The 12,635-nt window shown below is 39.1% G+C and carries 6 protein-coding genes, 5 tRNA genes and 3 rRNA genes; 12 read left to right on the top strand and 2 right to left on the bottom strand.

Features of this window, described 5'->3' with window-relative positions:
• The first annotated feature begins 14 nt into the window (after nucleotides 1–14).
• A complete protein-coding gene (locus ACM595_RS04735) occupies nucleotides 15–1,751 on the top strand; it encodes an ABC transporter ATP-binding protein (protein ID WP_037538138.1) in 1,737 nt (578 codons plus the stop codon).
• A 283-nt stretch (nucleotides 1,752–2,034) separates the two neighbouring features.
• Here the strand turns inward: ACM595_RS04735 and ACM595_RS04730 are convergent, their stop codons facing one another.
• Both ACM595_RS04730 and ACM595_RS04725 read right to left on the bottom strand, forming a co-directional pair.
• The gene (locus ACM595_RS04730; RefSeq protein WP_002482865.1) at nucleotides 2,035–3,129 is read right to left on the bottom strand and encodes an FUSC family protein; all 1,095 of its coding nucleotides are present in this window, start codon (nucleotides 3,127–3,129) and stop codon (nucleotides 2,035–2,037) included.
• Nucleotides 3,130–3,204: 75 nt separating this feature from the next.
• The gene (locus ACM595_RS04725; RefSeq protein WP_002482866.1) at nucleotides 3,205–4,494 is read right to left on the bottom strand and encodes a glutamate-1-semialdehyde 2,1-aminomutase; all 1,290 of its coding nucleotides are present in this window, start codon (nucleotides 4,492–4,494) and stop codon (nucleotides 3,205–3,207) included.
• A gap of 82 nt (nucleotides 4,495–4,576) precedes the next feature.
• Here ACM595_RS04725 and ACM595_RS04720 point away from each other — a divergent pair, with 82 nt between their 5' ends.
• The 11 genes from ACM595_RS04720 (at nucleotide 4,577) to ACM595_RS04670 (ending at nucleotide 12,624) form a co-directional block, all read left to right on the top strand.
• Nucleotides 4,577–5,032 (top strand): peroxiredoxin, encoded by a 456-nt coding sequence (locus tag ACM595_RS04720; RefSeq protein ID WP_419744451.1) that lies wholly within the window; start codon nucleotides 4,577–4,579, stop codon nucleotides 5,030–5,032.
• Nucleotides 5,033–5,038: 6 nt separating this feature from the next.
• Nucleotides 5,039–5,989, top strand: coding sequence for a phosphoglycerate dehydrogenase (locus ACM595_RS04715; RefSeq protein WP_419744450.1), 951 nt, complete (start codon nucleotides 5,039–5,041; stop codon nucleotides 5,987–5,989).
• 95 nt (nucleotides 5,990–6,084) lie between these two features.
• The gene (gene perR / locus ACM595_RS04710) at nucleotides 6,085–6,531 is read left to right on the top strand and encodes a peroxide-responsive transcriptional repressor PerR (protein WP_002482869.1); all 447 of its coding nucleotides are present in this window, start codon (nucleotides 6,085–6,087) and stop codon (nucleotides 6,529–6,531) included.
• A 700-nt stretch (nucleotides 6,532–7,231) separates the two neighbouring features.
• A 16S ribosomal RNA gene (locus ACM595_RS04705) occupies nucleotides 7,232–8,784 on the top strand.
• Between the two features lie 100 nt (nucleotides 8,785–8,884).
• Nucleotides 8,885–8,961: transfer RNA gene (locus ACM595_RS04700), tRNA-Ile, on the top strand.
• A gap of 21 nt (nucleotides 8,962–8,982) precedes the next feature.
• Nucleotides 8,983–9,058 (top strand) — tRNA-Ala (locus ACM595_RS04695).
• 193 nt (nucleotides 9,059–9,251) lie between these two features.
• A 23S ribosomal RNA gene (locus ACM595_RS04690) occupies nucleotides 9,252–12,174 on the top strand.
• Between the two features lie 78 nt (nucleotides 12,175–12,252).
• Nucleotides 12,253–12,367: ribosomal RNA gene (rrf, locus tag ACM595_RS04685) — 5S ribosomal RNA — on the top strand.
• The 16S, 23S and 5S rRNA genes sit together here with 5 tRNA genes alongside, the layout of an rRNA operon.
• A gap of 9 nt (nucleotides 12,368–12,376) precedes the next feature.
• A tRNA-Val gene (locus tag ACM595_RS04680) sits at nucleotides 12,377–12,452 on the top strand.
• 13 nt (nucleotides 12,453–12,465) lie between these two features.
• Nucleotides 12,466–12,541: transfer RNA gene (locus ACM595_RS04675), tRNA-Thr, on the top strand.
• 7 nt (nucleotides 12,542–12,548) lie between these two features.
• A tRNA-Lys gene (locus ACM595_RS04670) sits at nucleotides 12,549–12,624 on the top strand.
• Nucleotides 12,625–12,635 lie beyond the last annotated feature (11 nt).

The following is a 12,635-nucleotide window of genomic DNA, read 5'->3' as shown; positions in this document are numbered from 1 at the left end:
GAGGAAATAAATTTATGATTCGAAGATATTTACAATTTGTAAAACCATATAAATGGCGAATCATTGCTACAATTCTTGTCGGAATTTTAAAATTCGGTATTCCAATGTTAATTCCATTATTAATAAAGTACGTTATTGACGATATCATAAATAATGGAGCGATTACAGCGGAGGAAAAATTCACTAGATTAGGTATTGCATTGGGCATTGCAGTATTCATCTTTGTAATTGTGAGACCACCAATTGAATTTTTAAGACAATATTTGGCGCAATGGACAAGTAACAAAATTTTATATGATATACGGAAAAGATTATATAATCATTTACAAGCATTAAGCGCACGTTTCTATGCTAATAATCAAGCAGGTCAAGTTATTTCAAGAGTGATTAATGATGTAGAGCAAACAAAAGATTTTATATTAACTGGTCTAATGAATATATGGCTAGATTGTATAACGATAGTTATCGCATTGACGATTATGTTTTATTTAAATGTAAAACTGACGTTAGCAGCATTAGTTATTTTCCCTGTGTATATATTGACTGTATATTTCTTCTTTGGGCGTTTAAGAAATTTAACCAGAAAAAGATCACAGGCGTTGGCTGAAGTTCAAGGATTCTTACATGAACGTGTTCAAGGTATGTCAGTAATTAAAAGCTTTGCAATTGAAGATAATGAAGCACAAAATTTTGATAAACATAACCAAAATTTCTTGCAGAGAGCGTTTAATCATACGCGTTGGAATGCGTATTCATTTTCAGCAATTAATACTGTGACAGATGTTGGCCCATTAATTGTTATTGGTTCGGGCGCTTTCTTAGCTATTAATGGATCTATCACGGTTGGTACTTTAGCTGCGTTTGTAGGATATTTAGAACAATTATTTGGTCCATTACGTAGATTAGTGTCATCATTTACTACATTAACGCAAAGTTTCGCATCCATGGATCGTGTTTTTCAATTGATGGATGAAGGTTATGATATTAAAAATAAAAAAGGCGCACTTCCGCTTGAAATTAAAGAAGGCGATATCGAGATAAACGATGTGAGCTTTAAGTATAATTTAGAAGAAGCAACTATATTAAATAATATTAATTTGAAGATTAATAAAGGTGAAACAGTTGCATTCGTTGGCATGAGTGGCGGTGGTAAATCGACATTAATTAATCTTATTCCGAGATTTTATGATGTTTCAGGCGGAGAAATTAAGATAGATGGTACGAACATTAAATCTTATTTAACTGGCAGTTTGAGAAATCAAATTGGATTAGTACAGCAAGATAATATCTTATTCTCAGATACAATTAAGGAAAATATCTTACTGGGTAGACCGAATGCTACGGATGAAGAGGTTATTAAAGCAGCGAAAATGGCTAACGCACATGATTTTATTATGGAACTTTCTGAGGGTTACGATACTGAAGTCGGGGAGAGAGGCGTTAAATTGTCAGGAGGACAAAAACAACGTGTATCCATTGCGCGTATCTTCTTGAATAATCCTCCAATCATTATCCTAGATGAAGCAACAAGTGCATTAGATTTAGAAAGTGAATCTATCATTCAAGATGCATTGACAGTATTGAGTGAAAATAGAACAACATTAATTGTTGCACATAGATTGTCGACGATCACACATGCAGATAAAATAGTGGTAGTTGAAAATGGTGAAATTGTAGAGGTGGGTTCCCATGAAGCTTTATTAGCTAAAAAAGGTGCTTACGAACATTTATATAGTATTCAAAATTTATAAATATTCGTTATTCGAAATAATCAATTAATATGTGAACAATTAAATCTATAAGTTATATTTAATTATGTTAATGATGTTTATAAAAATTAAAAAAAGCGAGGCAAACTAATCAAACTGAATCAGTTTTGATATTTGTCTCGCTTTTTTATACACAAAAATCGTTCGTTTTATCTTTGTTAACTAGATAATAAGGTATTTTAAACATGGCATATCATTGTGGAATGACGCTTGATAAAAAAACCGCATAGTACAGCTTATGTTAGCTGCACTATGCGATAATTAGTTATAAATCAAAATCTTCGTCTAAAATATCAATTTCATTGTCATTGTTATGGTATGAGAAGAAACTAATACGTAATCTGTCTAAATGTTCTAATGTGTAACGATATTCTTCAATAGCTGAAATGATTTGCATGACATTTGCGTATGAATACATCGTTTGATAAGGATTTCTAATAAGTTCCTTTTGGAAGGCATCCATTAGTTCTTTCTTTTGTGGATTTTCAATTTGATTTTCAAATTGGCCAACGTCATACTTTGCTTTTTTAGAAAGGCTAATAAATATTTGTTCATGATATGCAATCAACGTATCAATTTCTAATTTAATCTGTAATAGCAATTCATGATTCAAATTGTGTAAATCGTTTTGGTAGCGATTCATTTTTTTCAGCACGTCATAGGCATGACGCGTACTTCTAACCACTTCTTTAAAAAGTATTTTTTTCCTGTTTTGGGCATACCTTTGTTTTTTAGTTAAAGGTCGTTCTTCTTCATAATAAACAAATGTTTGTTCTAGTTTTTTAATTCTATCACTAATTACGCCTCTATCTTCTTTAATATGATGGTATTCAGATGTATCATTTAAGACTAATTTGAACCAAACAAATATATCGGAACAAATATTTAAAGAGTTGTAATAAATTTTTGATTCAAATTTTGGTGGTAAGAATACTAGGTTAACGATTGAAGAACTGATTACACCAATCATAACGAGCACAAAACGATAAAATGCAGAAACATAAAAATCTCCTGTGTGTTGTCCCATAATAATTAATGCTGTCACACTAGCTAAGGTAGCAACATGTGCTAAATTAAAGCGGAAAAGTACAGCAATTAATAATATTACGGTTACACCCATAATTACAACATTATCTCCAAATACCGTAACCATTGCTACAGCAAGTAATGCACCAAAAACATTACCTATTGCTTGGTCAGAGACAGTTTTAATTGATCGAAATACGCTAGGCTGCATTGCAACAACCGCACTGACCCCAGCAATTGCTTTCAAACCAGCTTCATTAGGTAGTAGAGAAGCGATAAACAAAGCAAGTATAATGGCTATACCTGTCTTGAGAATACGGGCTCCTAATTTCAAATGTACCGCTCCTTAATATATTAATAATAATTGTGTTTATACTTGTTATACAATTATTAGCAGTAAATTTCAAGTTTATTTCATTTGACTAAAAGCATAATCGACAGCTTTTAACGTAGAATCGATATCTTCTTCTGTATGTTCAGTAGTTAAGAACCAAGCTTCAAATTTAGAAGGTGCTAAGTTTATACCTTGATTTAACATTAGTTTAAAGAATTTAGCGAAAGCTTCTCCATCTGAATTTTCCGCTTGGTCATAATGAACAACCGTTTCATTTGTGAAATATAGCGTAAGTGCCCCGTATACTCTATTGACTGTTGCTGTTATATTGTGTTTGTTAATTAAAGAAAGTAAACCATCTTCTAATCGTTTACCTAGTGCATCTAATTGTTCATAAACACCGTCTTGTTCTAATACTTCCAATAATGCAATACCGCCTTTCATTGAAAGGGGATTACCAGCCATTGTTCCAGCTTGGTATGCCGGACCTAATGGTGCTACTTGTTCCATTATCTCTTGTTTGCCACCATAACCACCAATTGGGAGTCCACCGCCAATAATTTTACCGAAAGCAGTTAAATCAGGGTAAACTTTATATAAATCTTGAGCGCCACCATAATGGAAACGGAAAGCAGTAATGACTTCATCGTAAATAACAAGACTTCCATTATTGTGTGTAATCTCGTTAACTTGTTCCAAAAAGCCTTGTTTTGGCTCAACCATACCAAAATTACCAACGATAGGTTCAACTAAAACAGCGGCAATTTCATCTCCCCAATAATCGATTGCTTCTTTATAAGCATCTATATCATTGTATGGAACGGTAATGACCTCTTGAGCCACACTCAATGGTACACCTGCTGAATCTGGCGAACCCAATTGTGATGGGCCACTACCAGCTGCAACTAAAACAAGATCAGAGTGTCCATGATATTGACCAGCAAATTTAACTATTTTATTACGTTTTGTATAAGCACGTGCTACACGAATTGTCGTCATAACGGCTTCAGTACCAGAATTGACGAATCTGATTTTTTCTAAGGAAGGAATAGCATCGCGCAATTTTTTTGCAAATTCTATTTCTAATTCAGTTGGCGTGCCATATAGTATACCTAACGCTGCTTGTTCTTGTATTGCTTCTGTAATATGTGGATGTGCATGACCAGTGATGATAGGGCCATATGCTTGTAAATAATCTATATATTTATTACCATCCACATCGTATAAATAAGCGCCTTTACCTGAACGCATCATTACAGGTGCGCCACCACCTACTGCTTTATAAGAACGCGATGGAGAGTTAACGCCACCCAAAATGTATTCATCAGATAATTTCTGAAGTTTTTCACTTTCAGTAAATTTCATTATTATCAACCTCTTTTAATTTAATATTTTCGCTTATTATCGTATCATAAAATTAATCATAAAAAGAAATAGGGTGAGTTATATGTTGAAAAAAGGAAATCAATTTCCTTCATTTGAATTAGAAAATCAAAATGGTGAGCTAATCACGAATGAGACGATTAAAGGTAAAAAGGCAGTTTTGTATTTTTATCCAAGAGATAATACACCAACATGTACTACAGAAGCGTGCGATTTTAGAGATAATATCGCTTTATTTAATGATCTTAATGCCAGTGTCTATGGCATTAGTGGTGACAGCAAAAAGAAACATCAGAATTTTAGTGACAAATTAGATCTAAATTTTGACTTACTTGTAGATACAGATTATAAATTATCTGAAGCGGTTGGTGTATATCAACTGAAAAAATCATTTGGAAAAGAATCCATGGGTATAGTGAGAACAACCTTTGTAATAGATGAAACTGGTCAAATTATTGATATAATTGAAAAAGTTAAAGTGAAAACGCAAATAGATGAATTAAAACAAATCTTGGGGTGAGCATAAATGAAAGCAGTCAGTCTAATGAAATTGGGCGATTTAGAAAATGAATTGAAAGCACACTTTCCAAATGTAGACTTTGTGTTTAGCAATGGTCTCTCAGATATAGATGACAAGGACAGAGAAACTTTAGAAATATTATTTGGTTATGATGGTAAATTGGATGAATCGTTTTTAAAACAATGTCCTAATTTAAATTGGATTGCTTGGTATGCCACAGGTGTAAACAACTTGCCTTTAGAATACATAAGCAAGCATAATATTAAACTAACGAACGCTAAAGGTGTACATGCAAAACAGATGTCGGAGTTTATATTTGCGTACATATTAGATGATTATAAAAAGATGAGAACTTCCTACATAAATCAAAAAAATAAATATTATGATTCTTCGTTAACTGGATTAAGATTAAGTGGAGAAAAGATATTGTTTATAGGAACAGGAAGCATAGCTCAACAAACAGCGAGAATTGCAAATGTTATGGGCATGACAGTGATGGGTGTTAATACAACTGGACATACTATTGAAGGGTTTAGTGAGATATATCCAATCAATGAATTGAAAGAAGCGTTGCAGGAAGCGAATATTGTAATAAACACTTTGCCAGAAACCAAAGGTACAATTCATCTACTTGAAAGAGAGCATTTTGAATGTATGGACCATAATTGTCTTTTTATCAATGTAGGCAGAGGCACAGTAGTTAAAGAAGAAATTTTAATAGAAGCTTTAAAAGAAAAATTAATTAGACATGCATACTTAGATGTATTTGAAAATGAACCATTGCAACCGAGTAATGACCTATATCAATTGGATAATGTAACGATTACAGCGCATATTACAGGTAATGGTAATGAAAATAAAAGCGAAGTGACAGGTATATTTGAGAAAAATTTAAAATCCATTCTCAATAACAATGAACTAATTGAGAATGTCGTAAATCCTTTGAATGGCTATTGATGTGTTTATAGCTTTGTTTATTGACATTTCCCCATGTGAACAGTTATATTAATATTAAGTAATAATAATTCTTAAATAGAAAGATGGTGAGGGGAATGAGTGCAGAGTTGGAAACGATAGAGCATCAATTAGAGGATTCGATTACTTCATTGAGAAATAATGGTGTAAGAATCACTCCACAGAGACAGGCAATTCTTAAATTTTTAATTGCTTCACATACTCATCCGACAGCAGATGAAATTTATCAAGCACTTTCACCTGATTTTCCAAATATAAGTGTTGCTACTATATATAATAATTTACGTGTATTTAAAGATATTGGTATCGTTAAAGAACTTCCTTATGGAGATTCTTCGAGTCGTTTTGATTTTAGTACACACAATCACTATCACGTTATATGTGAACAATGTGGTAAAATCGTTGACTTCCATTATCCACAACTAGATGAAGTGGAACAGTTAGCACAACACGTAACAGACTTTAATGTAACGCATCACCGTATGGAAATATATGGGTTATGCAAAGATTGCCAAGATAAATAAACTTGATGATGAGAAATAATTAAGCAAAGCTATTTTTAAAATCAATTTTAATCATGAAGAAGGGACTTACTATTCAGTAAGTCCCTTCTTTCACTTTTAGTTATTATAGAAGTAAGTGATTTAATAAAGTGCATTTTTAAAAAGGTGAATTTAATTTTTCAACATTAACTAATATGAATTTAACTTAATGATAATAAGAAAAGGTAATAAAGTAATCAAAATGTGAAATTGGTTACACAATCTATTTACACAAAATAAAATTTAAATACATTTAAACGATATTTGGTAATATCCGTAGTAAAATTAAACTAAAAAGATCTGTATTTTTTATTGACGGTTATAAATAATCTTGATATTATATAAAAGTCGTCAAAACACGACGCACTGCAATATAAATCGAATCAACAGAAATTATCAAAAGTGTAAATTTGACACTTGTTAATATAGTTGAAAGATAATACAATATTAAATGTTGAGTTAAAAAACGCAACAAACTTAATAAAAAACAACAAAAATTTATTGTTGACTTAACAAAAACTTAATGTTATAATAAATTCTTGTAACGTATTAATGAACATTGAAAACTGAATTGCAATATGTCAACGTTAATTCCGAACGCAACATTAAATTGTTGGTTCAAAACAAGTGTTAGAGATAACACAAATTAGTATTTTATGAGCTAATCAAACATCATAATTCATTTATGGAGAGTTTGATCCTGGCTCAGGATGAACGCTGGCGGCGTGCCTAATACATGCAAGTCGAGCGAACAGATAAGGAGCTTGCTCCTTTGACGTTAGCGGCGGACGGGTGAGTAACACGTGGGTAACCTACCTATAAGACTGGGATAACTTCGGGAAACCGGAGCTAATACCGGATAACATTTGGAACCGCATGGTTCTAAAGTGAAAGATGGTTTTGCTATCACTTATAGATGGACCCGCGCCGTATTAGCTAGTTGGTAAGGTAACGGCTTACCAAGGCGACGATACGTAGCCGACCTGAGAGGGTGATCGGCCACACTGGAACTGAGACACGGTCCAGACTCCTACGGGAGGCAGCAGTAGGGAATCTTCCGCAATGGGCGAAAGCCTGACGGAGCAACGCCGCGTGAGTGATGAAGGGTTTCGGCTCGTAAAACTCTGTTATTAGGGAAGAACAAACGTGTAAGTAACTGTGCACGTCTTGACGGTACCTAATCAGAAAGCCACGGCTAACTACGTGCCAGCAGCCGCGGTAATACGTAGGTGGCAAGCGTTATCCGGAATTATTGGGCGTAAAGCGCGCGTAGGCGGTTTCTTAAGTCTGATGTGAAAGCCCACGGCTCAACCGTGGAGGGTCATTGGAAACTGGGAAACTTGAGTGCAGAAGAGGAAAGTGGAATTCCATGTGTAGCGGTGAAATGCGCAGAGATATGGAGGAACACCAGTGGCGAAGGCGACTTTCTGGTCTGTAACTGACGCTGATGTGCGAAAGCGTGGGGATCAAACAGGATTAGATACCCTGGTAGTCCACGCCGTAAACGATGAGTGCTAAGTGTTAGGGGGTTTCCGCCCCTTAGTGCTGCAGCTAACGCATTAAGCACTCCGCCTGGGGAGTACGACCGCAAGGTTGAAACTCAAAGGAATTGACGGGGACCCGCACAAGCGGTGGAGCATGTGGTTTAATTCGAAGCAACGCGAAGAACCTTACCAAATCTTGACATCCTTTGAAAACTCTAGAGATAGAGCCTTCCCCTTCGGGGGACAAAGTGACAGGTGGTGCATGGTTGTCGTCAGCTCGTGTCGTGAGATGTTGGGTTAAGTCCCGCAACGAGCGCAACCCTTAAGCTTAGTTGCCATCATTAAGTTGGGCACTCTAGGTTGACTGCCGGTGACAAACCGGAGGAAGGTGGGGATGACGTCAAATCATCATGCCCCTTATGATTTGGGCTACACACGTGCTACAATGGACAATACAAAGGGCAGCTAAACCGCGAGGTCATGCAAATCCCATAAAGTTGTTCTCAGTTCGGATTGTAGTCTGCAACTCGACTACATGAAGCTGGAATCGCTAGTAATCGTAGATCAGCATGCTACGGTGAATACGTTCCCGGGTCTTGTACACACCGCCCGTCACACCACGAGAGTTTGTAACACCCGAAGCCGGTGGAGTAACCATTTATGGAGCTAGCCGTCGAAGGTGGGACAAATGATTGGGGTGAAGTCGTAACAAGGTAGCCGTATCGGAAGGTGCGGCTGGATCACCTCCTTTCTAAGGATATATTCGGAACATCTTCTTATGAAGATGCAGGAATAACATTGACACATTGTATTCAGTTTTGAATGCTCATTGGAGTATTCACATCGTGAATGGGCCTATAGCTCAGCTGGTTAGAGCGCACGCCTGATAAGCGTGAGGTCGGTGGTTCGAGTCCACTTAGGCCCACCATTGATTTTAATAAGTTTTTATGGGGGCTTAGCTCAGATGGGAGAGCGCCTGCTTTGCACGCAGGAGGTCAGCGGTTCGATCCCGCTAGTCTCCACCATGAAAAATTTTGTACATTGAAAACTAGATAAGTAAGTAAAATTTATGATTTTACCAAGCAAAACCGAGTGAATTAGAGTTTTTTAACAAGCTTTGAATTCAAAAAGAAATAATCGCTAGTGTTCGAAAGAACACTCACAGATTAATAACATTTTGGGTTTTCAACCGACTTGTTCGTGTTGAAAGTCAAAAAAGATTAAGTTATTAAGGGCGCACGGTGGATGCCTTGGCACTAGAAGCCGACGAAGGACGTTACTAACGACGATATGCTTTGGGGAGCTGTAAGTAAGCTTTGATCCAGAGATTTCCGAATGGGGAAACCCAGCACGAGTTATGTCGTGTTATCGATATGTGAATACATAGCATATCTGAAGGCAGACGCGGAGAACTGAAACATCTTAGTACCCGCAGGAAGAGAAAGAAAAATCGATTCCCTGAGTAGCGGCGAGCGAAACGGGAAGAGCCCAAACCAATGAGCTTGCTTGTTGGGGTTGTAGGACACTCTATACGGAGTTACAAAAGAACAGACTAGACGAATCATCTGGAAAGATGAATCAAAGAAGGTAATAATCCTGTAGTCGAAAGTTTGTTCACTCTTGAGTGGATCCTGAGTACGACGGAACACGAGAAATTCCGTCGGAATCTGGGAGGACCATCTCCCAAGGCTAAATACTCTCTAGTGACCGATAGTGAACCAGTACCGTGAGGGAAAGGTGAAAAGTACCCCGGAAGGGGAGTGAAATAGAACTTGAAACCGTGTGCTTACAAGTAGTCAGAGCCCGTTAATGGGTGATGGCGTGCCTTTTGTAGAATGAACCGGCGAGTTACGATTTGATGCAAGGTTAAGCAGTGAATGTGGAGCCGTAGCGAAAGCGAGTCTGAATAGGGCGTTGAGTATTTGGTCGTAGACCCGAAACCAGGTGATCTACCCATGACCAGGTTGAAGTTCAGGTAACACTGAATGGAGGACCGAACCGACTTACGTTGAAAAGTGAGCGGATGAGTTGTGGGTAGCGGAGAAATTCCAATCGAACCTGGAGATAGCTGGTTCTCTCCGAAATAGCTTTAGGGCTAGCCTCAAGTGATGATTATTGGAGGTAGAGCACTGTTTGGACGAGGGGCCCTTATCGGGTTACCGAATTCAGACAAACTCCGAATGCCAATCAATTTAACTTGGGAGTCAGAACGCGGGTGATAAGGTCCGTGTTCGAAAGGGAAACAGCCCAGACCACCAGCTAAGGTCCCAAAATATATGTTAAGTGGAAAAGGATGTGGCGTTGCCCAGACAACTAGGATGTTGGCTTAGAAGCAGCCATCATTTAAAGAGTGCGTAATAGCTCACTAGTCGAGTGACACTGCGCCGAAAATGTACCGGGGCTAAACATATTACCGAAGCTGTGGATTGTCCGTAAGGACAATGGTAGGAGAGCGTTCTAAGGGCGTTGAAGCATGATCGCAAGGACATGTGGAGCGCTTAGAAGTGAGAATGCCGGTGTGAGTAGCGAAAGACGGGTGAGAATCCCGTCCACCGATTGACTAAGGTTTCCAGAGGAAGGCTCGTCCGCTCTGGGTTAGTCGGGTCCTAAGCTGAGGCCGATAGGCGTAGGCGATGGATAACAGGTTGATATTCCTGTACCACCATTATTCGTTTTAAGCGATGGGGGGACGCAGTAGGATAGGCGAAGCGTACGATTGGATTGTACGTCCAAGCAGTGAGATTGAGTGTTAGGCAAATCCGGCACTCTTAAGATTGAGCTGTGATGGGGAGAGGAAATTGTTTCCTCGAGTCGTTGATTTCACACTGCCAAGAAAAGCCTCTAGCTAGAATTGTGGTGCCCGTACCGCAAACCGACACAGGTAGTCAAGATGAGAATTCTAAGGTGAGCGAGCGAACTCTCGTTAAGGAACTCGGCAAAATGACCCCGTAACTTCGGGAGAAGGGGTGCTCTTTAGGGTTAACGCCCAGGAGAGCCGCAGTGAATAGGCCCAAGCGACTGTTTATCAAAAACACAGGTCTCTGCTAAACCGTAAGGTGATGTATAGGGGCTGACGCCTGCCCGGTGCTGGAAGGTTAAGAGGAGTGGTTAGCTTCTGCGAAGCTACGAATCGAAGCCCCAGTAAACGGCGGCCGTAACTATAACGGTCCTAAGGTAGCGAAATTCCTTGTCGGGTAAGTTCCGACCCGCACGAAAGGCGTAACGATTTGGGCACTGTCTCAACGAGAGACTCGGTGAAATCATAGTACCTGTGAAGATGCAGGTTACCCGCGACAGGACGGAAAGACCCCGTGGAGCTTTACTGTAGTCTGATATTGAAATTCGGCACAGCTTGTACAGGATAGGTAGGAGCCTGAGATACGTGAGCGCTAGCTTACGTGGAGGCGTTGGTGGGATACTACCCTCGCTGTGTTGGATTTCTAACCCGCACCATTTATCATGGTGGGAGACAGTGTCAGATGGGCAGTTTGACTGGGGCGGTCGCCTCCTAAAGAGTAACGGAGGCGCTCAAAGGTTTCCTCAGAATGGTTGGAAATCATTCATAGAGTGTAAAGGCATAAGGAAGCTTGACTGCGAGACTTACAAGTCGAGCAGGGTCGAAAGACGGACTTAGTGATCCGGTGGTTCCGCATGGAAGGGCCATCGCTCAACGGATAAAAGCTACCCCGGGGATAACAGGCTTATCTCCCCCAAGAGTTCACATCGACGGGGAGGTTTGGCACCTCGATGTCGGCTCATCGCATCCTGGGGCTGTAGTCGGTCCCAAGGGTTGGGCTGTTCGCCCATTAAAGCGGTACGCGAGCTGGGTTCAGAACGTCGTGAGACAGTTCGGTCCCTATCCGTCGTGGGCGTAGGAAATTTGAGAGGAGCTGTCCTTAGTACGAGAGGACCGGGATGGACATACCTCTGGTGTACCAGTTGTCGTGCCAACGGCATCGCTGGGTAGCTATGTATGGACGGGATAAGTGCTGAAAGCATCTAAGCATGAAGCCCCCCTCAAGATGAGATTTCCCAACTTCGGTTATAAGATCCCTCAAAGATGATGAGGTTAATAGGTTCGAGGTGGAAGCATAGCGATATGTGCAGCTGACGAATACTAATCGATCGAAGACTTAATCAAATTTTAAATGTTTTGTTTGGTTGAATCATATTTTACTTACTATCTAGTTTTGAATGTATAATTTCATACATTTCATTGTCTGGTGACAATGGCAAGGAGGTCACACCTGTTCCCATGCCGAACACAGAAGTTAAGCTCCTTAGCGCCGATGGTAGTCGGACTTACGTTCCGCAAGAGTAGGACGTTGCCAGGCAATTTATATGGAGGATTAGCTCAGCTGGGAGAGCATCTGCCTTACAAGCAGAGGGTCGGCGGTTCGAACCCGTCATCCTCCACCATTTATTTAATTTAGCCGGCCTAGCTCAACTGGTAGAGCAACTGACTTGTAATCAGTAGGTTGGGGGTTCAAGTCCTCTGGCCGGCACCATTTTGATGAGCCATTAGCTCAGTTGGTAGAGCATCTGACTTTTAATCAGAGGGTCAGTGGTTCGAGCCCACTATGGCTCACCATTATCATTTTA

The organism is Staphylococcus sp. LKG3-1 (assembly GCF_048568385.1).
GTDB classification, from domain to species: domain Bacteria; phylum Bacillota; class Bacilli; order Staphylococcales; family Staphylococcaceae; genus Staphylococcus; species Staphylococcus saprophyticus.
Note: the sequence above shows the minus strand (reverse complement) of the source record. Positions and strands in the feature narration are given on the sequence as shown.

What these genes read in the sequence shown, in the direction of transcription:
- ACM595_RS04735 (WP_037538138.1), top strand. Translation starts at nt 15, where the DNA reads ATGATTCGAAGATATTTACAATTTGTAAAACCATATAAATGGCGAATC.
- ACM595_RS04725 (WP_002482866.1), bottom strand. Translation starts at nt 4,494, where the DNA reads ATGAAATTTACTGAAAGTGAAAAACTTCAGAAATTATCTGATGAATAC.
- ACM595_RS04720 (WP_419744451.1), top strand. Translation starts at nt 4,577, where the DNA reads ATGTTGAAAAAAGGAAATCAATTTCCTTCATTTGAATTAGAAAATCAA.
- ACM595_RS04715 (WP_419744450.1), top strand. Translation starts at nt 5,039, where the DNA reads ATGAAAGCAGTCAGTCTAATGAAATTGGGCGATTTAGAAAATGAATTG.
- perR (WP_002482869.1), top strand. Translation starts at nt 6,085, where the DNA reads ATGAGTGCAGAGTTGGAAACGATAGAGCATCAATTAGAGGATTCGATT.